Raw genomic sequence first — 25,316 nt, forward strand, 5'->3', positions numbered from 1 at the left:
AAGCGTCATGAAGCGGCAACAGAAAAGTCACGCCGACGAAACGACAATCGCATGCTGCCGTCACGTCCCGCTTCCAAGGACCGGGCGACCGGGTCGCCAGTGACTCGGCTGCTTGGGGGTTTCCATGACCAATCTCACCGAGACCGGCTTCGGCTACACCGATGGCGACGTCGATCAGAACATCCACAACACCGGCCCGACGCTGAACGAGCTGGCCGACCAGCGCTATTCGCGTCGCCAGACGCTGCAGCGCGGCGGCGCGGCGATCGTCGCCGCCACCATGGGCGGCTCGGTCCTCGCGGCCTGCGACAGCAAGACCGAGGAACTGACCGCACCGACGATCAGCGCCGGCTCGGCCGCGACCACTGCTTCGGGCCGCACCGTGACGCTGACCGGCACCGGCAGCGCCGAAGCCTATTCCTGGACCCAGGTTGCCGGCCCGACCGTGACGCTGAGCAGCACCAACGCGCTCACCACCAGCTTCCTGGCTCCGTCGGTCGCCACCGCGACCAAGCTCACCTTCCAGCTGGCCGCCGCGAACAGCACCGGCACCGCGGGCATCTCGACCGTCGAAGTGACGGTGAACCCGACCGCGCTGGGCTTCACCGCCGTCGCGAAGAACAAGAACGACGTCGTCACCGTGCCGACCGGCTACACCGTGCAGATCGGCGCGCGCCTGGGCGACCCGATCACCGGCAGCGCCGCAGCGTACAAGAATGACGGCACCGACACCGGCTTCGCCAACCGCATCGGCGACCATGGCGACGCGCTGTTCTGGTTCGGCCTGAGCACCACCGGCGCCCGCGACGAGACCAGCTCGACCCGCGGCCTGATCGTGCAGAACCACGAGAACATCAACCAGCAGTATCTCCACACCGCCGGCGCCACCTCGCCGGGCGGCGTGCGCCCCGAGGCGGAAGCGTTGAAGGAGATCGAGTGCCACGGCGTCTCGGTCGTCGAATATTCGGAAGGCGCCAGCCGCGCCTGGACCTTCTCGTCGACCTCGACCTTCAACCGCCGCATCACCCCGAACACCCCGATGGTGTTCAACGGGCCGGTGAAGGGCTCGGACCTGATCAAGACCCCCTATTCGCCGACCGGCGTTGCGGGCCGCGGCACGATCAACAACTGCGCAAACGGCTACACCCCCTGGGGCACGCTGCTGACCTGCGAAGAGAACTGGGCCGGCTATTTCCGCCGCTCGGGTGACAATGCCGCTCGCACCGCCAAGGAGCTGACCGCGCTCAGCCGCTATGGCGTGACGAGCAGCACGGGCAGCTATGGCTGGTCGACCGTCGTAGCCGCCGACACCGCCAACACGACGTTCCGCCGCTGGGACGCTCGCGCGACCGGCGCCAGCGCGCTCGCCGATTACCGCAACGAGCCGAACCAGTTCGGCTGGGTGGTCGAGATCGATCCGTACGCGCCGACATCGACGCCGCGCAAGCGCACCGCTCTGGGTCGCCTGGGCCATGAAGGCTGCTGGCCGGGCAAGTTCGTCGCCGGCACCAAGCCCGCCTGGTACATGGGCGACGATTCGCGCCGCGAGTATCTGTACAAGTTCGTCTCGAACACCGCCTGGGTGGCAACCGATGCGACCGCGACCGATCGCCTGGCGATCGGCGACAAGTATCTCGACGCCGGCACGCTCTATGTCGCCAAGTTCGCTGCAGACGGCACCGGCAGCTGGGTCGCCCTGGTGTTCGGCCAGAACGGCATCACCGCCGCCAGCGCAGTCTATCCGTTCGCCGACCAGGCGGACGTGCTCGTCAACGCCCGCCTCGCCGCGGACGTGGTCGGCGCAACCCCAATGGACCGCCCGGAATGGACCGCGGTGAACCCGGTGACCGGCGAAGTCTACCTCACTCTCACCAACAACAACGCCACGCTGCGTCCGCTGAACGGCACCGACGCGGCCAATCCGCGCCACTATAACGATCCGTACGGCACCGCCGGCACGGCACAGTATGGCAACCCGAACGGCCATGTTATCCGGATCAAGGAAACCAGCACCGAATCGCTGACCTTCACCTGGGACATCTTCGCCTTCGGCGCGGGTGCGGACCTGGATGCGACCAACATCAACCTGTCGGGCCTGACCGCGGACAACGACTTCTCGTCGCCCGACGGCTGCTGGTTCGGCCGCGCGACCAACGCATCGGGCCTGGTCAAGCCGATCATGTGGCTGCAGACCGACGACGGCGCCTATACCGACGTCACCAACTGCATGATGCTCGCGGCCCAGCCGGGCACCGTCGGCGATGGCGGCGCGCGCACGATCACCAACACCGGCACGGGCGGCGCGACCGCGACCCAGGCGACCCGCATCGGCGCGGCGCCGGGCGCGAACCTGAAGCGCTTCCTGGTCGGCCCGGTCGAGTGCGAGATCACCGGCGTGGACTCGACACCGGACGGCCGCACGCTGTTCGTCGGCATCCAGCACCCGGGTGAGAACGGCACCCCGGCGGCACCGTCGAGCCACTGGCCGGACAGCCAGGCGACCGGCACCGCCGGCGCCACGATCCGCCCGCGCTCGGCGATCGTGATCATCACCAAGAATGACGGCGGCGTGGTCGGCCTCTGATCCGACCTGCTTTCGAAAACAACGAGGGAGGCTCCGCGAGGGGCCTCCCTTTTTGTTTGCGGGACACAATCAAACCCGCAGCCCAAGGATAAACTTCAGCGCAGCCAGCAAGATATAACTCAGAATAAACTTTATTTAACTTTCATAACCACGGATAATATATCGACCAATTTCATATTACATCACAATCATTCCAGATCGTATTTTAATATGTCGATTATGAAACGAAAATGTCATGACGTGTATTTATACATTACTATCGAAGTAACATAACTGCCAACTACGCTGCGTAGGCGCCCCGTCAGAACCAGACCTGACCTTTGGGGGTTAACCTAATGCAGAATTTCTCGCGCTTCCGTTTGTCGCTGCTGGCGGGCTCGACCCTGCTGGCGCTGGCAGCCACGCCGGCGCTCGCCCAGCAGCAGGCTGCCGACCCGGCGACCCAGACCGCTGCGCCCGATGACGACCAGACCGGCCTGACCGACATCGTCGTCACTGCGCAGCGCCGCGAGACCAACCTGCAGGAGACTCCGATCTCGATCTCGGTGCTGAGCACCGAGGCGCTGCAGGATCGCCACGTCCAGAGCCTGTTCAACCTGGCAGACGGCACCGTGCCGTCGCTGCGCGTCGCCACTTTCGAGGCGCGCCAGTCGGCGCTGACCATCGGCATCCGCGGCATCGTCCCCTATGACCAGAACCAGACCGCGCGCGATGCCGGCGTGGGCGTCTATATCGACGGCGTTGCCCTCGGTAAGACCCAGGGCCTGAATGCCGCACTGTTCGACATCGAGCGCATCGAAGTGCTGAAGGGCCCGCAGGGCACGCTGTTCGGCCGCAACACCGAAGGCGGCGCACTCAGCCTCGTCACCCGCGCACCCACCGGAGAGTTCGGCGCCCGCATGACCGCCGGCCTGGGCAATTACGGCAGCCGCAACGCCGAAGCGCATATCGACCTGCCCGCCTTCGCCAACATCGCGCTCAAGTTCGACGGCGTCTACCAGCACCAGGATCCGACCGTGAAAGACCCGCTCGAGGGCTCGACCGGCTGGAACTATTATGATCGCAAGGGCGGCCGCGCCGCCGCGCGCTGGACCCCGTTCGACGGCCTGACCGCGGACTTCTCGTATGATTACGCGAAGGACGAGAACACCCCGCAGTACAGCCAGCTGATCAACTACAATCCGAAGGGCTATGCCGTCGGAAGCTACACCCCGGCGAGCGGCACGATCGGCACCACCCTCTATCTGCCGGGCACCACCACGGCATGTGGCGGCACGATCGCGGCGGGCAGCACCAAGCCGGTCTGCGTCGCCCCGCGCGCGCCGCTGGTCGGCGTGCATCCCGATCGCCAGACCGTCGCCGATGTCGGCGTGCCGCAGCAGCCGAGCGTGGACATCACCCACGGCTTCACTTCGAACCTGAAGTACAAGGTCTCGCCGAACATCGAGCTGCGCTCGATCACCGCATGGCGCGGCGTCTCCACCGACCAGTGGGACAATTCGGGCGGTCCGGAGCGCAGCACCTATGCGCCGAACGCGAACTTCAGCCGCTACAGCCTGTCGTTCCTCGACCAGCACCAGTTCAGCCAGGAATTCCAGGCCGTCGGCAGCTTCGACCAGTTCGATTTCGTGCTGGGCGCCTATTACTATACCGAGCATGCCACCGAATATGCAGCGACCCCGCTGAGCAACCTGTGGAACGCGGACGGTACTGCCTACACCATCCGCAGCCCGATCGTGTCGGGCACGGTGACCAGCGCCAATTCGGGCTACCAGCCCTATAATGCCTCGTGCGTGAACACGCTGGCCGCGACGGTGCCGCAGTTCGCCAACAGCTGCCAGTTCATCACCCGCGCCAGCAAGGCCTGGGATCACAACTACTCGGCGTTCGGCAACCTGACCTTCTCACCGGAAGGCACGGGCCTGCACTTCACCGCCGGCGGCCGCTTCACCAAGGACAAGCGCCACGGCAACCTCTACGTCGTCAACAACGTCGTGCAGGGCTTCTCCTTCGAGAACAGCGTCAACCGCTTCGACCCGATGTTCAACATCGCGTACGACGCGACGCCGGACATGCACTTCTATGCGAAATACTCGACCGGCTTCCGCGCCGGCGGCGCCAATGACCGCTCGCAGAGCTTCAACGCGTTCGGGCCGGAATCGGTGAAGTCGTACGAGATCGGCGCGAAGATGGACTTCCTCGATCATCGCGCCCGCCTCAACCTGGCCGGCTACATCATGAACCGCAGCAACACGCAGTTCGACTTCGACCTGTTCGACACCTCGGCCACCAGCCCCACCAACGGCAGCCATATCGAGCAGACCCAGAATGCCGGCGACACCAAGATCCGCGGCATCGAGGCGGACCTGACGCTGAAGCCGACCCGCGAGCTGACGCTGACCGGCTCTTATGCCTATACTTATTGGAAGGCACCTTCGGCGGTGAACCCGCTGACCGGCGGCCTGCCGCAGCAGCTCTACATCGTCTACACGCCGACCAACGCGGCCTCGGGCGCAATCGACTATGTCCTGCCGGTGCCTGTCGCGGGCGGCGCAAACCTGCGCATCCACCTCGACGCCAACTATGCGAGCAGCCAGTACAGCTTCCAGCTCGAGCCGACCAAGACCGACCCGAGCTTCGTCGTGAACGGCCGCATCGCGCTGGCGGACATCGAGATGAAGAACGGCAGCACGGTGACGCTGTCGATCTGGTCGCGCAACCTGCTCGACCACACCTATATCTATCGCCGCTCGGACGCGAACTCGTCGCCGGTGCTCAACTACGGTGCCAATGGCGCACTGGTGTCGACCAACTATGGTGGCATCCTCGGCGACTATGCCAACTTCAATCCGCCGCGGACCTTTGGCGGCGAGGTCAGCGTCAAGTTCTGATCCTGCCCTTCAAGGCGAACAGGAGCGGCCCGGATGGTACCCACCATCCGGGCCGTTTCGCTTGCAGGCCTTCGCCGGGAAAGGTCAGCCAGCCAGCGGCAGGCTTATCCTGACGATCAGGCCAGGCTTCGCATCGGCAAGTTCAAGCTCGCCCCGATGCAGCGTCGCGATCGCCTGGACCAGCGGCAGGCCCAGGCCGTGCCCCGGACTGCCCCGGCTCCCATCGAGCCGCCCGAAGCGGCGTAGCGCGCGGCTGCGGGCTCCCTCGGGGATCCCAGGGCCGTTATCGGCCACAGCGAGAACCGCCCGCCCTCCCCGCACCGTCGCTTCGACGGTGATCGTTGCCTTGGGCGGCGTATGATTGACCGCGTTCTCGATCAGGTTGACCAGCAGCTGGGTGAGCAGGCGGACGTCGCCCTCCACCGGCGCCGGGACAAGCGTGCCGAGCCGCAATACCCGCCCGCTGTCCTCGACCATCGCTTCGAGCGATTCCGCGACATCGCCGGCGAGCGCACCGAGATCGATCCGCTCGAACATCGCGCGGCGCTCGCCACCCTCAATTTCGGCGATACGCAGGATTGCTGCGAACATGGCGAGGATATCCTCCGCCTCGGCCGCCGCTTCCTCCAGCTCAGGCGAGACCGGGCCCGCCTCCGGCCGCTCGGCGAGCAGGGCCAGGCGTCCGCGCAGCCGCGCGAGCGGCGTGCGCAGGTCGTGCGCCACGTCGTTGGAAACCTGGGCGAGGCTGGCCATCAGCGCCTCGATCCGATCGAGCATGCGGTTGAACGCCTTGGCCTGGCGCCCGAAAGCGGTGCCCGGCGCCTCGACCGGGACACGGGCGCGCATGTCACCTTCGACGATCGCCTCGGCCGCGGCGCGGACCGCCTCGATATTGCGCCGGATCGTCAGACTGAGCGCCAATATGCCCAGCACCACCAGCAGCAAGATTGCCCCGAAGCCCGATGCCAGGATCAGCAGCCGGTGCGCGTCGTGATCCTCGATCGGTTCGCTCTCGGCGAGCAGGGTCAGCGTAAGCCCCTCCGGCAACCGCTCGACATGGGCGCGACCACGCGTGAGCCCCGGAATGCCCGCGCCGTGATCGATGGTCGAGACGCCGGGTGGGATAGGCGCGGTGGGCTCGATATTGCCGGCCAGGCGCCGGCCGTTCGTATCGGTGAGCAGGAAGCCGATATCACCGCTGTCACGCCGCCGGCTCTCCTCGCCGATGCGCAGGCCGAGCAGCACGCGGTCCGGATTGCCCTGGAGCAGCGCGGCGGACTCGCGCTCCAGCCGCTTGTCGACCTGGCGGTCGATCGCGCCGAGCAGCGCGAAATAGACCGCCGCGAAGGTGAGCAGGGTCGCCAGCGTGATCGCCGCAATGAAGGCGAAGGCAATCGCCCGCAGCGAACGGAGCGGCCCCATCCGCTAGCTGCGGAACATGTAGCCGACGCCCCGGACGGTCACGATCGGATCGGGCAGTCCGGTCGCCTCCAGCCGCTGGCGCAGGCGACGGATATGGGCATCGACGATGTTGGTGGTCGGCACGAAATCATAGCCCCAGACCCGCTCGAGCAGCAGCGGGCGGGTGAGCACCGTGCCGGCCTCGCGCACCAGCTCGGCAAGCAGCTTGATCTCGGTCTTGTGCATCTCGACCGGTTTGCCGGCGCGGGTGACGCGGTGGCGGGCGACGCTGACCGTGATGTCCCCGGCGGTGACCGTGGCGCTGTCGGCGTTGGCGGCGGTACGCCGGCGAAGCACCGCGCGAATACGGGCGTGGAGCTCGTCGATCTCGAACGGCTTGACGACATAGTCGTCGGCCCCCGCCTCCAGCCCCTCGACCCGCTCGGGCAGGCGGCCGAGCGCGGTGAGCAGGATCACCGGGGTCTTCACCTCCTGCTCGCGCAGCCAGCGCAGCACATCGACCCCGTCGACAAAGGGCAGCATGCGATCGAGGATGATCACGTCGAACGGCGTGGCCCCGACTGCCCCGATCGCCGCGCGCCCGTCGGCCACAGAATGCACGTCGTAATCGCGCGCCTCGAGCTGGTCGGCGAGCATTGTGCGCAGGGGCTCGTCATCCTCCACCAGCAGGAGGCGGATGGCTTCGCTTTCGGGGGATGGAGTGGTCAACGCGCAAATCCTGACAGATGCCGCCGCTCTCTTAGAGAAGCGGCGGCATCCCGTCGATTGGAAAGGCGTCAGCGATCGGTGCGGCTGATGATCTTCGCGATCCCGTTGGGCGGGATGCTGACCATGTAGTTGATGCCGCCCTGGCAGGTGACACGCCAGGTCGGCACCTTGTCCTGATCGGCGATGCGCGTGGCGCTGTCGACATGCTCGCATTCGAGCGACGCATCCTTGAGCGCGCGAATGAAGGTCGCGCCGCGCTGCGCGTCGTTCTGCTTCAGCACCTCGGCGCTGTAGTTGATCGTATCGGCCGCGTTGACCGCGTCCTCCCCGTTGAGCGGCTGCGCCGTCACCGCATCATTGGCAGTGAGATTGCCCTCGCTCCCGCCCCCGCAGCCCGCGAGCGCCAGCGCTGCCAGCATCGGCACAATAATCCGCATGTCGCTTCCCCATATTGTGGTCCCGCACTTCAATGCGGGACCGTAACCAAGGTTCCTGCCCCTCAGCGCTGATAGGCCTTGGGCAGAGCCCCTTCCTTCGGATCGAGATAGCGCTGGCGCAGGCGCGTCCAGCGGTTCTCGAGCGGCTGCTCGACGCCGTCGATGAAGACATTGACCGCCGAGGTGCCGATCTCGAGCGGATCGCCGTCCCAGATCACCACATCGCCGCGACGACCTGGCTTGAGCGAGCCGAACTCGCCGCCCATGCCGAGCACTTCCGCCGGTTTCGACGTGATCGCCGCAAAGGCCGCACCCCAATCCAGGCCGGTAGCGCCGGGCACCTTGGTCAGCGCAACCAGGTTGCCTGCATATTGCTTCTCCCAGCGCGCCTGGCGGGATTCGTCCTGGTTGATCGTCCCGATCGCCACCGTGACGCCCGCCGCGGCCATGCGGCCGATGTTCGACTGGCTGGCGGCAAGCTGCTCGAAGCTCTCGGGCAGGTCGGTGAGCGCAGTGGCGATCACCGGCACGCCGGCCGCCGCGATCTGCGGGGCGACGGTCCAGCCTTCGGTCGCACCGACGAATACCAGCTTGAGCGTCGGGATTTCCTTCTTGAGCTGGAGAAGCACCAGCATATCCGAGGCACGTTCGACATGAACGAGCAGCGGCGTACGGCCCTGGAGGACCGGCACCAGCGCCTCGGCATCGGCGCGCGTCAGGAAGGCATCCTTGCTGCGGTCGTTGAAGCTGGCCGGTGCGCGGATATAGTCGCGGATCTCGAACAGCACGTTCTTGAGCGCGGCATAGGCGGCCGGGCGGCTGCCGCCGGCGGCGCGGGCGCCGCTCTCTCCCCATTCCATGAACTGGAAGGCGCGCGGCTTGCTGACCGCGTCCATGTCCGCCCCGAGGTCGATGATCGCGCCCTGACCGGCGAAGATCGATCCCGAATTGTCGGGAGCGACCACGGCGCGGGTAATACCTTCGGCCCGGTTGATCGCGATCGGCGTGGACTTGGGGTTCACCGCCGGGGTGACGTCGATCGCGGCATGGAAGCCGACATTGCCGGGACCGGTGTCGTTGGTCTGGTCGACACCATCGACCTCGACAATGCCCATGCGGGTGAAGCCGGCGAAGATGCCGGGCGAGACCCATTTGCCGCCCGCGTCGATCACGCGAATACCGGAGGGCACGGCAACGCCCGGACCGGCCGCGACGACGCGGCCATCACGGATCACCACGGTGCCGCCATCGACCGGCTGGCCACCGTCGCCGATGACCAGCTTGGCGTTGGTGATCGCCACGGTCTGCGCCGTGGCCGGGAAAGCGAAGGCAAGCGCCGCGGTGGCGGCAAGAAGGAGCTGCTTCTTCATCACTTCACATCCCCTTCGCCCGGCTGACCGAGTTCGAAATCGGAAACCGGTCGGCGCTTCGGATCCTTGGCATCGTACATCAGCGCGCCATCGACCCAGACCATCTCGGGCCGGGTGTAGACGCTGAACGGATTGCCGTTCCACAGCACCACGTCCGCCATCTTGCCGGGCTTGAGGCTGCCGGTCTTGTCGGCGATGCCCAGCGCCTTGGCCGGATTGATCGCCAGCCAGGTCCAGGCATGTTCCTCGCTGATGTTCATGCCGACCTTGATGCCGGCGGCGCGCGCCTTGGCGACTTCCTGGTTGAGCCGCTGGATGCCGTTGGCGTCGTCCGAATGGATCATCGCGCAGGCGCCCTCCTTGTCGAGGATGGCGAGGTTCTCGGGCACCGCGTCATAGGCTTCCATCTTGAAGCCGTACCAATCGGCCCAGACCGCGGCGCAGGTGTTGTTCGCCTTGAGCAGGTCGGCGATCTTGTAGGCTTCCACGGCGTGGTGGAAGGCCGAGACGTGGTAGCCGAACTCCTTGGCCATATCCATTACGATGGCCATCTCGTCGGCGCGGTAGCAATGGTTCTGGACGAGGATTTCGCCTTCCAGCACGCCGCGCAGCGTGTCCATCGCGAGGTCGCGCGAGGGGGCCTCTCCGCCCTTTTCCTCATAGCGATCCCAGCGGCGCTTATACTCTGCGGCACGCGCCCAGGTCTGGCGATCGACGGCGATATTGCCCATGCGGGTGGAGGGCATGCGGCCCTTCGAGCCATAGACGCGCTTCGGGTTCTCGCCGCACGCCATCTTGAGGCCATAGGGGGCGCCCGGGAACTTCATCGCCTGCATGGTGCGGGCATAGACGTTCTTGAGCACGACCGAGCGGCCGCCCATCAGATTGGCGGAGCCGGGAAGGATCTGGAGCGTAGTGACACCGCCATTGGCGAGCGCACGGCCGAACCCGGGGTCCTGCGGCCAGACGCTATGCTCGGCCCAGACTTCGGCGGTGACCGGGCCGGTCATCTCGTTGCCGTCCGAATTGGCCTGCACGCCCGGCGACGGATAGTCGCCCAGATGGCTGTGGATGTCGATCACACCCGGGGTGACGTACTTGCCCTTGCCGTCGATTACCGCGGCGCCGTCCGCCGACAGGTTCTGGCCGACAGCAACGATCTTGCCGTCACGGAACAGCACCTGGCCATTGTCGATCCGGCCGCCCTCGCCATCGAACACCGTGACGTTGGTCAGCAACGTCGGCGCGCCGGGATAGGCATGATAGGTCGAGGGGAAGGGATCGTGGCTATAGCCCTTGCCCTTGCCCGGTCCGCCAGCGGCCGGAGCAGGCTCCGACGACGCGGTCTGTGCCCTGGTGGTGCTGGAATCGCAGGCGGCAAGCCCGGCCAGCGCACCAAAGATGATTAACGAGCGGATCAAGCGACTCCTCCCCCTTGCGTAACGGTTGGGTGATCGCTCAGGTGCTAGCCACTTGGCAAGCCGTGCTTCTTCAGAAAGAGACTGAACCACTCTGGACTATCCCCATTTTCTCCTTGGCTTGATTGGTGTTATTGACAGCTCCCGGAAGGGGAAGGTGCATCGTTGCGCGTCGCAATTGACCCTGCCGAGCCGTCATCCGTGACGGCACCCGTGAACCGGCGAGTGGCCATCGCCCTCGCCGCCTTCGGGCTGGCCTGTAGCATTGCCGCGTTTTGCGGGTGGGTCTTCGACGTACCAGAGCTCCGCGGGTTCGGCTTCAACGACTTCCCGATCTGGCCCTGGACCAGCCTGGGCTATGTGGGGCTTTCGCTCGGCTTCCTTGCCTCGTTCGTCGGTCGCAGGCGGCTGGCGATGAATCTCCTGGCGATACCGCTGGGGATCGCGGTCATTGCCCTGTTCGAGCGCTGGACCGAAATCGACCTTGGCGTCGATGAGCTGCTGTTCGCCTCCCATATCAATCAATTCCCGTTCCCTAATCCGGGCCGCACCGGGATCAATCCCGCCGCGGTGTTCCTGATCCTGGGGCTTGCCGGGCTCGGCCAGTGCGTGCGCGACCTTGTGGCCAAGGAAATGCGCAGCCTCGTCGCGACCGTGGCGCTCGGACTGGCCTCCGCCGCCGGGATCATCATCCTCTTCTCGCATCCGGGTCCGAGCCCGAGCGTGCCGCTGCTCGGCACGTCCCTGCCCGCCGCGCTGGTTTCGATCAGCCTGTCGCTGGCGGCGATCGCCTGGAACAGCGGCTTTGCCTGGGTGCGCGAGCTGGCCCGCGATCCGGACAATCGCCGGCTGCTGCGCATCCTGCTGCCCGCCGCACTGATCCTGCCGGTTCTGCCCGCGGCGCTCGAATTGCTGTTCTCGCGGCAGATCGCCTTCGCCGCCGCGCCGGGCCAGCTGCTGGCGATGCTCGGCAATGTGCTGGTGGTCGGCACCATCGCCTATTGGGCAGTGACTCGGGTGGCCCGCGAGCAGTCCGTTCAGGTCGAGCTGACCGAGGCGATCGACGTCACCACCATGGCGCTCACCTCCCCGGATGGACGGATCGTCCACTGGTCGGCGGGTGCCGCGGAACTCTTCGGCTGGAGCGCGGAGGAGGCACGCGGACAGAACAAGTACCTGCTGCTCCGCTCGCGCTGCGAAAGTGCCGAGGCCAGCCTGCCCCGCCGCCCTCAGGGCGGCGCGCAGGAACTGATCGAGATCACGCGCGACGGCCGCGAAATCGCCATCCTCGAGCATGTCCACCGCGTCGAGATTGCGGGACGCGACCCGGTGGTCATCCACAAGATGACCGATATTTCCGATCGCGCGCGCGCCGTTGCCGAACTCCGCGAAAGCGAGGAGCGCCTGGGCATCGCCATCGCCACGCATGAAGTGGGCGTGTTCGAATGGGACGTGCCGACCGGAAGGATCAGCTGGGCGCCGGGCGCCGAGGAACGGCTAGGGCTGGTCCCGGGCACGATCACCGATTTCGACAGCTGGCGCGCCCTGGTCGAGCCGAGTGACGTTGACGCGGTGTTCGAAACAATCGAGCGCGCCGTGGCGGACCGCTCCCCGCGCTTCAGTTTCCGATATCGCTTCAAACAGGCAAATGGCACCGTGCTCGCAGTCGAAGGCTCTTCCCGCGCATTTTACGATACCGACGGCAATCTGATGCGCACCGTCGGGGCAATGCTCGACGTCACCGAGCGCGAGGAACGCGAAGCGGCGCTGCGCCGCCGCGAAGCCCAGCTGCGCTCGATCATCGAAACGGTGCCCGAGGCGATGCTGGTGGTCGACGAGGAAGGTACGATCCGCGTGTTCAGCACCGCGGCCGAAGCGCTGTGGGACTATCGTGCCCATGAAGTGCTGGGCCACAATTTCGCGATGCTCACGCCCTATCCGAAGGATGAGGACCCGGAATCCCGGCTAAGCGCGTTCCTGAAGGCGGGCAAGCCGATGGGTCGCGACGAGACGATCGCCGCCTCCGGCCTGCACCGCGACGGCACCCGCTTTCCGATGGAAGTGCGCGCGGGCGTGGCCCAGATCGACGGCCACACGCTCTACACGCTTTTCGCGCGCAACCTGAGCGAGCAGTTCGCGGCCGAGGAGCGGTTGAGCGACCTCAACGCCGAGCTGGCCCATGTCGGCCGCCAGTCGGCGATGAGCGAACTCGCCGCCGACATGGCACATGAGTTGAATCAACCACTTGCCGCGACATCGAACTTCCTCGCAGCAGCGCGCATGCTGCTCGACAAGGGCGAAGATTTCGAGCGGGTCGCCGAACTATTGCGCATGGCCAATGAGCAGACATTGCGCGCCGGCGAAATCATCCGGCGTCTGCGAAGCTTTACGATGCGTGGTGATGTCGATCTGCGGATCACGCCGCTGGCTCCCACCATTCGCGATGCAGCAGATTTGGTGCTGGTCGGCACCAGCCAGTTCAACATCCGGCTGACTTATGACCTCGATCCCGATGTACCCTGCGTCTTCGCGGATCGTGTGCAGGTGCAGCAAGTCGTAGTTAATCTTTTGCGCAATTCTATCGAGGTTCTTCGTCAGCAGGGCGCGGACGACAGGCGGATCACGGTAAGTTCGCGCAAGTCCAGCGAAGACATGATTGCAATAGAAATTGCAGACAGCGGGCCGGGCATACCGGAACCAATGCTCGACCAACTCTTTTCTCGTTTCACGACCACAAAAAAGGAAGGTGCGGGAATGGGTATTGGACTTTCCATCAGCAAGCGTATCATTGAGGCGCATGGTGGGGTCCTGAGTGCTGAGAACCGGCCAGAGGGTGGCGCGGTTTTCAGGTTCACTCTTCCCGCCACGGAACAGGGTGGAGAGTAGATGACAAAAACGGTCTATATCGTGGACGACGACGACGCCGTCCGGGCCTCCTTGCACAGCCTGCTTTCTCTGCGATCAGATCTGGTGATCCGAGCGTTCCGCTCGGGAGATGTTTATCTGGAATCCCTGCCGGACCTCGATCCGGGCGTGCTGCTGCTGGATTTCCACATGCCGGGATCGACCGGGCTCGACGTGCTCAACGCAGTGGGCAACGATCCCCGCTTCGTGGCGATCATCCTGACCGGCCAGGGCAATGTCGGCCTGGCGGTGCAGGCGATGAAGGCGGGCGCGCTCGACTTCATCGAGAAGCCCTATGAGGCAGAGTTCCTGATGACGGCGATCGACCTCGCCTTCTCCAGGCTGGAAGAGGGCAATGAGGCGGCCGCGCGCGTCAACGTCGCCGAGACCAAGATCGGCAAGCTTTCGCCGCGCGAGAAGGACGTGCTCAAGGGGCTGATCGAGGGGCGCTCGAACAAGATCATCGCCTATGAGCTGGATATCAGCCCGCGCACGGTGGAAATCTACCGGGCGAACCTGATGGAGAAGCTGGAAGTGCGCAGCCTTTCCGAGGCGCTGCGCATCGCCTTTGCCGCGGGCATGTTTCCCAAGAGCTGACAGCCGTCCGGAGCTCAGCGCTCCGGATAGCCCCAGCCCGGCAGCATCGCTTCGATCTCGGTCGCGGCATCGGTGGCCGGGATACGCGGCGGATATGCGAGGTTTTCCGCTGCGCCGCCGATCACCGCTATGGCACGCCAGCGCGGATCGGCGCGCAATGCGGCTTCCCCACCCTCGCGCGCCTGTAGCGCGGCCTGATCGAGGATCAGCACGGGGCCTTTCGCGAGCCAGCGCTGTATCCGCGGATCATCGATATTGTCGATCGTGACCAGATCGGCGCCCGCCATCGACAAGCGCGCGATCAGCGTGCTGCGGAGGCCCGCCTCACGCACCACAAGCACCAGCAATGGGGACAACGGGCTCACCTGGCCCTCCTGAATTCGCGACCCGGACTTGGTGCCCGTGTTGGCGGGATTTATGCGCGACCGTGCAGGTCCCGCCATCCGTGGCTTCTACCTAAGGGTCTGACCGCGCTCGCGGATCAGAAGGAGAAGGTGAGGTCGCCGTGCACGAACTTGGTATCGCCGCTGCGCGGGGCATTGGGCGCATCCTGCAGGAACTCACCCTTTGCGAGATAGGCGGCACCCAGCTCGAAGCGCAGTTTCTGGGGGACCAGCCAGCGGCGACCGCGCAGCTCGAACTGGACGCCGCCGAACTTGCCGGAGCGGCCGGTCTTGTCGGTCACGCCGGTGGAGGAGAAGGCGTCGATCGACGACGCCAGCCAGGCGCCGCGCACCGAGGCCATCAGGTCGAGGCGCTTGGAAGGCCGCGCCTCGAAGCGCACGCCCGGCGAGACGATGTTGGCCCGGCCCAGCGCGCCATAGAGCGAAAGCGGGCCGAAATCGGCACGACGGGCGCCGTACAGCGTGTCGAAGCGGGTATAGGTGTTCGGGTTGGCCGTCTCGCCGCTGGCATAGTCGAACAGCGCGGCGACGCGCGGTGCCCACTTGCCGGCAAAGGTACGGCCCAACTCGGCATGCACGAACCCGGCATGGACCTTGAGGTCGCGGACATCGCTCACCGCTGCGGTTGCCCGGGCGAGGCCGCGCTGGAGCGCCGCTTCCACTTCATAGTCGATCGCGCCCTTGGCCTGCGCCCGGCGAAGGCGCGTGCCGAAGGTGATCAGGCGGCGATTGCGCGTCGGGTGGGTACTGCGGTCATGCTCGATCAGCCGGAAGCCATAGGCCTCGATCGAGGTCTTGCCGAACAGCTTCGCCAGCATCGCATTGCCGCCAAAGAACTCGATGTTCTCAGTCGCGCGGTCGAGCTGGACCTTGTTGTCATAGATGTCGGCCGGGGTATCCGGCAGTGCGGTGAACGGGCGCGTCCAGAACAGGTAAAGCTGGTTCTTGTCCTTGTCCTGCAGCTCGAACTTGGCGCCGAGATAGGTCGGCACGCCATTGGGGAAGTCGGTGCGGCCGACGAGGCGGCTTGCGCCGATGTCCATCGCGAACTTGCCGACCGTCAGCTGCGCACCCTTGGTCGGGCGCACCGCGATATAGGCCTGGACCGGCTCGAGATCGTTGATCTCGTTGGTCCGCACCGTACTCTTCTCATTCTCGCCATAGCCGCGCGCATCGACCACCTCGCCGCCAAAGGTGAAGGCGCCGATATCGGCTTTCGCCGCGAGCACCGTGCGGAACGAGACGAAGCTGTCGCTTTCCGGCGAGTTCGGGCGGAACTGGCCGCCGATCGTCTCGACACGGGCCCGTACGCTGCCGTTCACGCTCAGCTTCACCTTGTCCTGCGCAAATGCCGGCATAGCACTGACGAGAGGCAAGATCGCCGCAAGGGCGAGAGAGGGGCGAACTGAACGGGCCACGGGACACTCCGGAAATGGTTACCCAAGCAATTATAGGATGATCCGCAATTTGAGGCGCGGGCCTGTGGAAACTACGCAGTTTGGGAATGGGGGGCACAGTTAGTCCTATAATGGCTCTAGTTTCCCGCCCGTTAGGGCTCCCCTGTCAATCACGGCGCCTACAATAATCAAGGACGCCGGAAGCTAGTGGAAGATCAAGAGAATGCTCGGCATCATAAACAGCTGGCCCCTCGCGAAGAAAATGCTGGTGGCCTTTGCCCTTATTGGCACCCTGGTCCTTGGCCTGGGTGTCAATGGTTATGTGTCCAACAAGACCCTCAGCGGTGTCGCCACCCGCCATGTCGAGAATGGCATCACCGGCCTCTCGGGCCTGACCGACGTTCTTGCCGACATCCGCGAGCTCCGGATCATCGTCTACAGCTATTACAACGCCGCGACCCCGAAGGATGAAGCGAGCCTGGTTGAGCGCCGCGCCAAGGGCGAGGCCAAGCTGCTCGAGGATATCGACGCCTATCGCAAGGTCGCGGGCAGCGACTTCAGCGCCGATGTCGATGGCCTGCGCGCCAAGGCGACCGAGCTGATCGACGCCAACAAGACGATCTTCGAGCTCCGCGCCGCCGGTGACCTGGACGGCGCCGTCAAGGCGATCAAGGGCGTGGGCAAGGATCGCTCGCGCGCCGCCATCGACGCCGCCGACGCCCTGCTCACCCGCACCCGCGAGCGCTCGGCCAAGGACAATGAATATGGCCAGGGCCAGACGCAGTTCGCGCTGATCATGACGATCCTGCTGTCGCTCGTCGCGTTCGGCGGCCTGGGCGCGATCTGGCTCGCGATCAACCGCACCGTCGCCCAGCCGATGGCCAAGCTCACCGAAGCGACCACAGTGCTCGCCAAGGGCGGCGAAGCCGAAGTGCCGAGCCGCGACCGCCAGGATGAACTCGGCCAGATCGCCAACGCCGTCGAGCAGTTCCGCCTGGGCACCAAGGCCCGTGCCGAAGCCGATGCGCGCTCGGCCGCCGAACTTCGCGAAGTGATGGGCACGCTGCGCGATACGCTGCAGGCGCTGAGCCGCGGCGACCTGACCGCCGAGATCACCGCCGCCTATCCCGAGGCCTATGCCGAGCTGAAGACCAACTTCAACGAAGCCGTGACCAGCCTGCGCACGCTGATCAGTTCGGTGATGGAATCGACCGCGTCGATCCACACCGGTTCGAGCGAGATCGCCCAGGCGTCGGAAGACCTCGCCCGCCGCACCGAGGCGAATGCCGCGAGCCTGGAGGAAACCTCCGCCGCCGTCGCACAGATGGACGACCGTCTGCGCGCGATGGCGAGCTCGGCCGGCCGCACCGTGGAACGTGCCGACGGCGCGATCAGCACCGTCTCGGGCGGCCGCGCGATCGCCGATGAAGCCGTGCAGGCGATGACTCGCGTCGCCGACAGCGCCAAGGGCATCGACAGCGTGATCGAAGGCCTCGACAAGATCGCCTTCCAGACGCGCGTCCTCGCGATGAACGCCGCCGTCGAGGCCGGCCGCGCCGGCGAGGCGGGCCGCGGCTTCGCGGTCGTCGCCGACCTGGTCTCGGCGCTGGCCATGCGCGCCGAAGAGGAAGCCGGCCGCGCCCGCGACCAGCTGACCGCCACCCAGACCGACATCGTCGCGGCGGTGGAGATGGTCGAGAAGGTCGACGGCGCGCTCGCCAATATCTCGAGCGACGTGGGCGAAGTGCACACGCTGCTCGCCGAAATGGCGACTGACAATGCCGCGCAGTCGACGGCGATCTCGCAGATCAGCACCGCGATCGGCACGATGGACCAGTCGACCCAGCAGAATGCCGCGATGGTCGAGGAAACCTCGGCAGCCGCACGCAATCTGAGCAGCGAAGTCAGCTCGCTTTCCGAGCAGGCCGGCCGCTTTACCGTCGGCGCCGCCACGGTGCGCCCGGCGATGCGCTCCGCCCCTGCGCCGACTCCGATGCCTTCGCGCCCGGCCAAGCCGATCGGCAAGAAGAGCAATGGATATGTTTCACCGGTGAAGGCCCTGCCTGTCGCCAAGTCCTCAGCCACCGCCGGCGATGACGACTGGACGTCGTTCTGATGCCGGTCCGTTCAACCTAGCAATTGTGGGGGCAGGTCCGTGCAGGGGCCTGCCTCGTCACAGGAGACGCGGAAAATGCTCGCAAAGTTCAAGATACCAACCAAGATTCTGGCGCTCGTCGCCATTGTCGCCTCCGTGGGATTCGCCCTGTCGCTATTCGGGTCGAGCACGCTGCAGCGCATCGACACGAATTATGCCGAGCTGGTCGAAAACCGCATGCCGGTTCCCACCGAGCTGGCACGCGCCAATCGCCGCGTCTCCGACATGGCCTATGCCGGCTACCGCGCGCTGTCCTATGACGGCGCGTCGAAGGCTGCGCAGGAAGCCGGCAAGATCGAGCAGGGCAACTTCGAGGCGGCGACCCGGCTGCTCGGTAATGCCGAGAAGATGCAGCCCGCCCTCAAGCCCCAACTCGACGATTATCGTGGCCAGATCGCCAAGATCCACGATCTCGCAGCGCGCGCGATCAAGCTTGGCCAGCGCAACGACAATGACGGCGCCAAGGTCCTGCTGACCGAGATGGACCAGCTGATCGACCAGCTGGCGGCCCAGATGGTCAAGTTCAACGACCAGATCATCGCCGACAGCAAGACCAAGTCCGACGAGCTCGGCGAGAGCAGCGACAGCGCGTCGTACACGATGCTGATCGTCAGCATCGTCGCGATCCTGGCCGCGATGGGCATCAGCTTCGTCGTCTCGCGCTCGGGCATCACCCAGCCGCTCGCGCGCCTGCAGGACACGATGCGCGCGCTAGCCGGCGGCAACAACCGCGTCGACGTGCCGAGCACCGATCGCGGCGACGAGCTGGGCGCGATGGCGAAGACCGTGCTGGTCTTCCGCGACACCGCCCAGGCGCAGGAAGCCGCGGCCGCTGCCAAGGCGATCGCCGATGCCGAGCAGAAGATGGTCGTCGACACGCTCGGCCAGAATCTCGGCGAAGTCGCCAAGGGAGACCTGACCGCCGAGATCACCCGCGAATTCCCGGCCGACTACGCCGCGCTCAAGAGCAACTACAATGAAGCGCTCAGCAGCCTGCGCGCGCTGATCGGCTCGGTGATGGAATCGACCCAGACCATCCATACCGGCTCAACCGAAATCGCCCAGGCATCGGAAGACCTGGCCCGCCGCACCGAAGCCAATGCCGCCAGCCTCGAGGAAACCTCGGCCGCCGTCGCGCAGATGGACCAGCGGCTGCGGACCATGGCCGGTTCGGCCGGCCGCACCGTGGAGCGTGCCGACGGCGCGATCAGCACCGTCTCGGGCGGTCGCGCGATCGCCGATGAGGCGGTGCAGGCGATGACTCGCGTGGCCGACAGCGCCAAGGGCATCGACAGCGTGATCGAGGGCCTCGATAAGATCGCCTTCCAGACACGGGTTCTCGCGATGAACGCGGCGGTCGAAGCCGGCCGCGCCGGTGAAGCCGGCCGTGGCTTCGCGGTCGTCGCCGATCTCGTCTCCGCGCTCGCCATGCGCGCCGAGGAAGAGGCCGGCCGCGCCCGCGACCAGCTGACCGCCACCCAGACCGACATCGTCGCGGCGGTGGAAATGGTCGAGAAGGTCGACGGCGCGCTCGCCAATATCTCGAGCGACGTGGGCGAAGTGCACACGCTGCTCGCCGAAATGGCGACTGACAATGCCGCGCAGTCGACGGCGATCTCGCAGATCAGCACCGCGATCGGCACGATGGACCAGTCGACCCAGCAGAATGCCGCGATGGTCGAGGAAACCTCCGCAGCCGCGCGCAACCTCAATACCGAGGTGAGTGCACTGTCGGACCAGGCCAGCCGCTTCAACGTGGGCAATGCCCAGGTGCGTCCGGCGGCACGTCCGGCCGCGACGAGCGCCACCCGCGCCTCGAAGCCGGCGGCGAAGGCCGGCACCGGCTATGTCTCGCCGGTAAAGGCCATGCCTCTCGCAACCGCCGGCACCGGCGGTGACGACTGGGCTTCCTTCTAAGGCCTGGCTCCAGCGTCAGGAGAAAGGGCGTCCCGGCTTCGGCCGGGGCGCCCTTCACTTTGGGGGGGGCAGTGCAGCTGCACGACCCGCGACAGCAATGTCTCGGTAATCGTCATAAAGCGGCTGGGATCGGCAAAGGCACGGGCCGAAAGCATTGCGCCGTAGATTGCGGACATGAAGGCGTCGGCCTCCTCGGCCGGCGAACCGACCAGCGCGACGCTATCCTGCCGCACACCGAGCGCGAGGATCCGCGCCAGCCAGTCGGTCAGCTCGGCGAAATGCGCGCGGACCGAGACGGCAAGCTTGTCGGGCAAGCTCGGCAGCTCGGCAGCGAGCATCGCGGCGACGCAGAAAGGCGCCGAATTGTCGAGAATGCAGCGCTCCCAATAACCGGCATAGGCACGCAGCTGCGCGGCGGCGTCGGGCTCGCCTGCCGCGAGTTGCGCGACCTGGGCATGGATTATCGCCCGTGACTGATCGACCACGGCCCTCGCCAGGTCGCTCTTGGCTGCGAAATGATGATGGATGCTCGCCTTCCGGATGCCGACCGCCTCCGCGATATCGGCATAGCTGAACCCGTTATAGCCCCGGGTCATGATGAGCCGCCGCGCCGTATCGACGATCTGCTCGGCTGTGTTCTGCGCCATATTCCTACCTTCCAATAGGTAGATACCACTTGCCGGCGAGCAGGCAAGTGGCTAGCGGAATATACCTACTAGTAGGTAGATGGAGATTCGAATGTCGGAAGTGATCGAGCACCGCCCGGGAAATGGGGCGCCCGGCGTCGCCGCCGAGGATGTGGCCGGGCTGCGAAGCTATTACTGGGTACGCGGGTTGGTCGCCGCTTGCTGGGTCGCCGCGACGTTTACGATCGGGAAAAACGCACCGGTGGTCGGAGCCGGGCTATTGGTCGTCTATCCAGCTTGGGACGCAGTCGCCAATCTGGTCGACGCGACCCGCAACGGCGGCCTGGGGCGCAACCTCACCCAAGCGTTCAACATGGCCGTCAGTTTCCTGACCGCGCTCGCCGTGGCGGCGATGCTCGGTAACATGCATGCGGTGCTCGCCATCTTCGGCATCTGGGCGCTCCTTGCCGGCCTGCTGCAGCTCGCCACCGGGATACGGCGCTGGAAGACCTACGGTGCGCAGTGGGTGATGGTGTTGAGCGGCGCCCAGTCGGCACTGGCCGGCATCTTCTTCTTCCAGCGCGCGCAAGGAAGCGCGACGCCGGGTATCACCGATATCGCCCCCTATGCCGCATTCGGCGCCTTCTATTTCCTGGTCTCCGCGCTGTGGCTCAGCTTCCGGCGCGGACGCTAGCCCGACCCGCTTGACTGAAAGGAAAAAGGGCGCCGCGGCTATTGCCGGGCGCCCTTTTCTGTCGATCGGAGAATGGTTCAGGCGGCGACGCGCTGCGGGACGCGAAGGCCTTCGATGATCATCCGGTTGACTTCGATCAGCTCGCGGATGCGCTCACGGCCGGCGATCACGTCGCTGGTGTAGCGATCGACCCACAGGCCGAGCGAGACGATCTGCGCGCGCAGGTCGCGCGGCAGGCCATTATTGGGGTCGTTACAATCGGTGGTGAAGGCGTGCCACATCTCGCGATTGCGATGCAGCGACGGCATCAGGAGCGCGCCCTTCGCGCCCCGCTCTTCCGCATCCATCATCTCGCCGGTGATCTCGCCCAACAACCTGAGCTCCGCCGAGCGCGGCGTTTCGGCCCGGGCACGGGCTGCCTGATAAGCACTAAGGGTCATGCTCGCTCCATTTGCTTGACCCTTCATTCTAGGACGGTTGCGACCGCTCCGGGTGCGAACATCCTATAAGATTACTGCGCCCACCCGATTTCGGGCGCGCATCCGGGGAAAATCATTGGCCAACGCTATCCTTCCGCACGCGCTGCCGTCGGCACTGGACGCCTATCCGGGCGTGACCCTGTTGTCGCTCGACTGCTTCGACACGCTCCTGTGGCGCGACGTGCATGCCCCGCGCGACCTGTTCGGCGCGCTGGGCGAAGCCAATCTGCTCCAGCGCGGCTGGGCCGAGCAGACCGCGCGTAACAACGCCGCCGTCAGCGACCGCCGCAATGAAGTCCATATCGACGAAATCTACGCCGAGCTGATGCCCAAGGCGAGCACCGCCGAGCGCCGCGCCGCCGTGCAGGATGAGCTCGACGCCGAGGCGCGCCACTGCTTCGCGTTCGAGCCCACTGTCGAGCTGATGCGCGCTGCCAAGGCTCGCGGCATCGAGACGATCATCGTCTCCGACACCTATCTCGACGAAAAGCAGCTGCGCGGGCTGATCGCCGCCGCGGCGGGCGAGGAAGTCGCCGGCCTGATCGGCCGCATCTTCTGTTCGTCGCACTACGGCAAGGCGAAGAGCGAAGGCCTGTACGAGCCGGTGCTCAAGGCACTGAAGATTGCGCCCGAGAAAATCCTGCACATCGGCGACAACAAGAAGGCCGACGTCGACGGCGTCGCGCCCTTCGGCGTCAATACACTGCACCTCAAGCAGTTCACCGAAGGCACCGAGCAGCGCATCCGGCTGGAGAGCGCGATCAGCAACATCTTCCATGCGACCGAAGCGGGCCTGGCGATCACCCATCAGCCGCATCGCGCGACGATCGCGGCGAACGAGCCGCAAATGAGCGACACGGCCGAGGTGCTCGGCTACACCACGCTCGGGCCGGCACTGCTCGGCTTCGACCGCTGGCTGGAAGAGGAAGCTGCCGCGCTGCAGGCGCAGAATGGCGGCACCGTCCATGCCGTGTTCCTGATGCGCGACGGCTATCTGCCGCAGCTGGTGCATGAGGCACGCGGCCGCACCGGCCACGCCGTCGAGATCAGCCGCTTCACCGCCACCGCCGCCTCGCTGCGCACCGCGGAAGAGGTCGAGCATTATGTCCAGCGCGAGATCCTGAGCGATCTGCGCGCGGTTGCGCAGCAGCTGCTGCTGCCGGCCCCCGAAGCCGCCAAGCTGCTCAAGGAGAACAGCCGCCCCCTGCCATTCATGCGGGCCGTACAGGAGCCGCAGCGCATGCGCCGCATCATCGGCACTTCGCGTGCCTTTGCCGAGCGGCTGGTCGCCCATGTCCGCAAGGAAGTGAACCCGGCCAAGGGCGACACGCTGATGCTGGTCGACCTGGGCTATAACGGCTCGGTCCAGAACGATATCGACAGCCTGCTTGCCGGCGCGCTCGGCGTGAAGGTCGCCGGCCGTTACCTGCTGCTGCGCGAGCAGTCGCGCAGCGGCCTGGATAAGAAGGGCTTTATCGGCCACGACGACTATGACTGCGCGGCACTGGAATCGCTGTGCGCCAATGTCGCCGTGCTCGAGCAGCTATGCACCGCGGCCCAGGGCTCGGTTGTCGATTACGAGAAGGATGGCACCGCCATCCGCCGCGGCAACTCGATCAAGTCGCGCCAGTCGGCGGTGCGCGACCGGGTGCAGGAAGGCTGCCTGCGTTTCGTTCGCGACGAAGGCAAAGCGATCATCCGCGCGGTCGCGCCGGCGCACGAGATGGTCATGTGGCGCCGTGCTGCCGCGGCCGTCCTCGGCCGGCTGATGTATGTGCCGCTCGGGTCCGAGCTGGCGGTACTCGGCGAGTTCGAGCACGACATCAACCTGGGCGTGGACAACACCGTCTCGCTGTTCGACCCGGCCATCGCGAAGAAGGGCCTGCGCCAGCGCGGCCTGTTCTACATGAAGGGCGCCGAGCGCATGTACCTGCCAGCCGAGCTGCACGGCGAAGGGCTGGCGCTCAAGCTGAGCCTGCTCGCCCAGCGCCGCTTCGCGATGCCGCTCAAGTACCAGGATTTCGTCGACAACTCGATTTCGCTCCCGCTGATCGTCGCCGACGGCAACCAGGTCTCGACCGGCAACGTGACCGCCACGCCGACGCATGACGGCTATTACCTGGCTCCCATCCCGATCGGCGACAGCCGCTTCTCGGTGGGCGTCCAGTTCGGCCAGCTCTACGACTATGTCCAGGTGGAGAGCGCGGTGTTCATGCCGGTCGAAACCTTCCTGAGCGACAAGATCCAGCACGGCACCGGCGAGATCGATGCCCTGCCCTCGCTCGAAGGCATGGATCAGGTCGCGCCGCACCTCTTCCGCTGCGAGAACGAGTTCTCCTTCATGATGGTGCCGCCGCCGCCCCGCCAGGGCGACCGGCCGATGATGCTCGCCATCGCATTCCGCCCGATTGCCGCGCGCGCGCCCGCCGCGCCCGCGCCCGCCACCACCACGCTCATGGGAGCCGTCGCATGACTCTGCTGATCCACTCCATGTCCGAATTCTCGGACATCATCCTCCAGGCGCTGCACATCGCCGGTGCCCGCAACATTGCCGAGGTCGGCGCCGAGTTCGGCGGCACCTCGCAGCAGCTCGCCGCCTATGCCCGCGCGACCGGCGGTAGCCTGACCAGCATCGATCCGGCGCCGAAGCAGGAGTTCATCGACTGGGTCAACCAGACCCCCGAGGTGCGCCACATCGCCAAGCCGAGCCATGACGCGATGCCCGAGCTCGCGGACATCGACGCCTGGGTGATCGACGGCGACCACAACTACTACACCGTGATCGAGGAGCTGCGCATCGCCGACCGGCTGGCGCGCCGCGACGGCAAGCCGCTTTTCGCGCTGATGCACGACGTCTCCTGGCCCTGCGCCCGGCGCGACTGCTATTACGCACCCGACCGCATCCCCGAGGAACACCGCCACCCCTACAGCTTCGAGGGCGGCGTGGCGCTCGGCAGCGCGGCCTGCACCCCCAATCGCGGCTTCCGCGGCGCCGGCAGCTTCGCCTGGGCACTGCACGAGGGCGGCCCGCGCAACGGCGTGCTGACCGCGGTAGAGGATTTCCTCGACGAAGCCCGCACCGACGACCGCCAGCTCGCCTGGGCGCATGTGCCCGCGGTGTTCGGCCTGGGCGTGCTCTTCGAGTCCTCCGCCCCCTGGGCGCCGGCGCTCGCCGAGATGATCATGCCCTGGCACAACAACAAGCTGCTGGCTTCGCTCGAGGCGAACCGCCTGCGCAACTACCTGGCCGTCATCGACTGGCAGGACCGCGCCGCCGAGGCCGCTTAACCAATTTGCCGGGGCGACGACCCTG

18 protein-coding genes are annotated in these 25,316 nt (G+C 66.1%); 9 read left to right on the forward strand and 9 right to left on the reverse strand.

From position 1 onward, the window contains the following. Positions 1-124: 124 nt before the first annotated feature. Both O3305_RS09065 and O3305_RS09070 read left to right on the forward strand, forming a co-directional pair. Positions 125-2,584, forward strand: coding sequence for a PhoX family protein (locus O3305_RS09065; RefSeq protein WP_269576102.1), 2,460 nt, complete (start codon positions 125-127; stop codon positions 2,582-2,584). Positions 2,585-2,919: 335 nt separating this feature from the next. Next, positions 2,920-5,475 carry a TonB-dependent receptor gene (locus tag O3305_RS09070; protein ID WP_269576103.1) on the forward strand — a complete coding sequence of 852 codons (2,556 nt, stop codon included), beginning with the start codon at positions 2,920-2,922 and terminating at the stop codon, positions 5,473-5,475. A gap of 84 nt (positions 5,476-5,559) precedes the next feature. Here the strand turns inward: O3305_RS09070 and O3305_RS09075 are convergent, their stop codons facing one another. The 5 genes from O3305_RS09075 to O3305_RS09095 all read right to left on the reverse strand — a co-directional run bounded on the left by O3305_RS09075 (position 5,560) and on the right by O3305_RS09095 (position 10,833). Beyond that, positions 5,560-6,897 (reverse strand): sensor histidine kinase, encoded by a 1,338-nt coding sequence (locus O3305_RS09075; protein WP_269576104.1) that lies wholly within the window; start codon positions 6,895-6,897, stop codon positions 5,560-5,562. Positions 6,898-6,900: 3 nt separating this feature from the next. Further along, on the reverse strand, positions 6,901-7,605 hold the full coding sequence (locus O3305_RS09080) for a response regulator transcription factor (protein ID WP_269576105.1): 705 nt from the start codon (positions 7,603-7,605) through the stop codon (positions 6,901-6,903). 68 nt (positions 7,606-7,673) lie between these two features. Next, positions 7,674-8,042: a hypothetical protein gene (locus tag O3305_RS09085; protein WP_269576106.1), complete on the reverse strand. Its 369-nt coding sequence runs from the start codon at positions 8,040-8,042 to the stop codon at positions 7,674-7,676. Positions 8,043-8,104: 62 nt separating this feature from the next. Further along, complete coding sequence (locus tag O3305_RS09090; RefSeq protein WP_269576107.1) at positions 8,105-9,412, reverse strand: amidohydrolase family protein; 1,308 nt, start codon at positions 9,410-9,412, stop codon at positions 8,105-8,107. Then, positions 9,412-10,833 (reverse strand): amidohydrolase, encoded by a 1,422-nt coding sequence (locus tag O3305_RS09095; RefSeq protein ID WP_446745978.1) that lies wholly within the window; start codon positions 10,831-10,833, stop codon positions 9,412-9,414. Before O3305_RS09095 ends, O3305_RS09090 begins: the two co-directional genes overlap by 1 nt. A 222-nt stretch (positions 10,834-11,055) precedes the next feature. Here O3305_RS09095 and O3305_RS09100 point away from each other — a divergent pair, with 222 nt between their 5' ends. Together O3305_RS09100 and O3305_RS09105 are read left to right on the forward strand one after the other, a co-directional pair. After that, the gene (locus tag O3305_RS09100; protein ID WP_269576108.1) at positions 11,056-13,716 is read left to right on the forward strand and encodes a PAS domain-containing sensor histidine kinase; all 2,661 of its coding nucleotides are present in this window, start codon (positions 11,056-11,058) and stop codon (positions 13,714-13,716) included. After that, a complete protein-coding gene (locus tag O3305_RS09105; RefSeq protein WP_184168596.1) occupies positions 13,717-14,331 on the forward strand; it encodes a response regulator transcription factor in 615 nt (204 codons plus the stop codon). Between the two features lie 14 nt (positions 14,332-14,345). On the opposite strand, the gene O3305_RS09110 is transcribed toward O3305_RS09105, so the two are convergent. Next, positions 14,346-14,696 (reverse strand): hypothetical protein, encoded by a 351-nt coding sequence (locus O3305_RS09110; RefSeq protein WP_269576109.1) that lies wholly within the window; start codon positions 14,694-14,696, stop codon positions 14,346-14,348. A gap of 116 nt (positions 14,697-14,812) precedes the next feature. Further along, on the reverse strand, positions 14,813-16,093 hold the full coding sequence (locus tag O3305_RS09115) for an alginate export family protein (RefSeq protein WP_269576110.1): 1,281 nt from the start codon (positions 16,091-16,093) through the stop codon (positions 14,813-14,815). A 262-nt stretch (positions 16,094-16,355) separates the two neighbouring features. On the opposite strand from O3305_RS09115, the gene O3305_RS09120 reads away from it, so the two are divergent. Together O3305_RS09120 and O3305_RS09125 are read left to right on the forward strand one after the other, a co-directional pair. Beyond that, positions 16,356-18,248, forward strand: a complete 1,893-nt coding sequence (locus O3305_RS09120; RefSeq protein ID WP_269576111.1) for a methyl-accepting chemotaxis protein — start codon at positions 16,356-16,358, stop codon at positions 18,246-18,248. A gap of 75 nt (positions 18,249-18,323) precedes the next feature. After that, entirely contained in the window at positions 18,324-20,204 is a 1,881-nt protein-coding gene (locus O3305_RS09125) for a methyl-accepting chemotaxis protein (RefSeq protein ID WP_269576112.1), read from the forward strand. On the opposite strand, the gene O3305_RS09130 is transcribed toward O3305_RS09125, so the two are convergent. Continuing rightward, positions 20,201-20,851 (reverse strand): TetR/AcrR family transcriptional regulator, encoded by a 651-nt coding sequence (locus tag O3305_RS09130; protein ID WP_269576113.1) that lies wholly within the window; start codon positions 20,849-20,851, stop codon positions 20,201-20,203. The two genes, O3305_RS09125 and O3305_RS09130, sit on opposite strands and share 4 nt — an antisense overlap. A 91-nt stretch (positions 20,852-20,942) precedes the next feature. Between O3305_RS09130 and O3305_RS09135 the strand changes: the two genes are divergently transcribed. After that, positions 20,943-21,524, forward strand: coding sequence for a DUF308 domain-containing protein (locus O3305_RS09135; protein WP_269576114.1), 582 nt, complete (start codon positions 20,943-20,945; stop codon positions 21,522-21,524). 77 nt (positions 21,525-21,601) lie between these two features. On the opposite strand, the gene flaF is transcribed toward O3305_RS09135, so the two are convergent. Next, on the reverse strand, positions 21,602-21,964 hold the full coding sequence (gene flaF / locus O3305_RS09140; protein ID WP_184168603.1) for a flagellar biosynthesis regulator FlaF: 363 nt from the start codon (positions 21,962-21,964) through the stop codon (positions 21,602-21,604). 115 nt (positions 21,965-22,079) lie between these two features. On the opposite strand from flaF, the gene O3305_RS09145 reads away from it, so the two are divergent. Together O3305_RS09145 and O3305_RS09150 are read left to right on the forward strand one after the other, a co-directional pair. Continuing rightward, positions 22,080-24,476: an HAD family hydrolase gene (locus tag O3305_RS09145; RefSeq protein ID WP_269576115.1), complete on the forward strand. Its 2,397-nt coding sequence runs from the start codon at positions 22,080-22,082 to the stop codon at positions 24,474-24,476. After that, complete coding sequence (locus O3305_RS09150) at positions 24,473-25,291, forward strand: class I SAM-dependent methyltransferase (RefSeq protein ID WP_269576116.1); 819 nt, start codon at positions 24,473-24,475, stop codon at positions 25,289-25,291. The genes O3305_RS09145 and O3305_RS09150 overlap by 4 nt, the downstream gene beginning before the upstream one ends. Positions 25,292-25,316: the final 25 nt, after the last annotated feature.

The organism is Sphingomonas sp. NIBR02145, from assembly GCF_027359115.1.
Classification (GTDB): domain Bacteria; phylum Pseudomonadota; class Alphaproteobacteria; order Sphingomonadales; family Sphingomonadaceae; genus Sphingomonas; species Sphingomonas kyeonggiensis_A.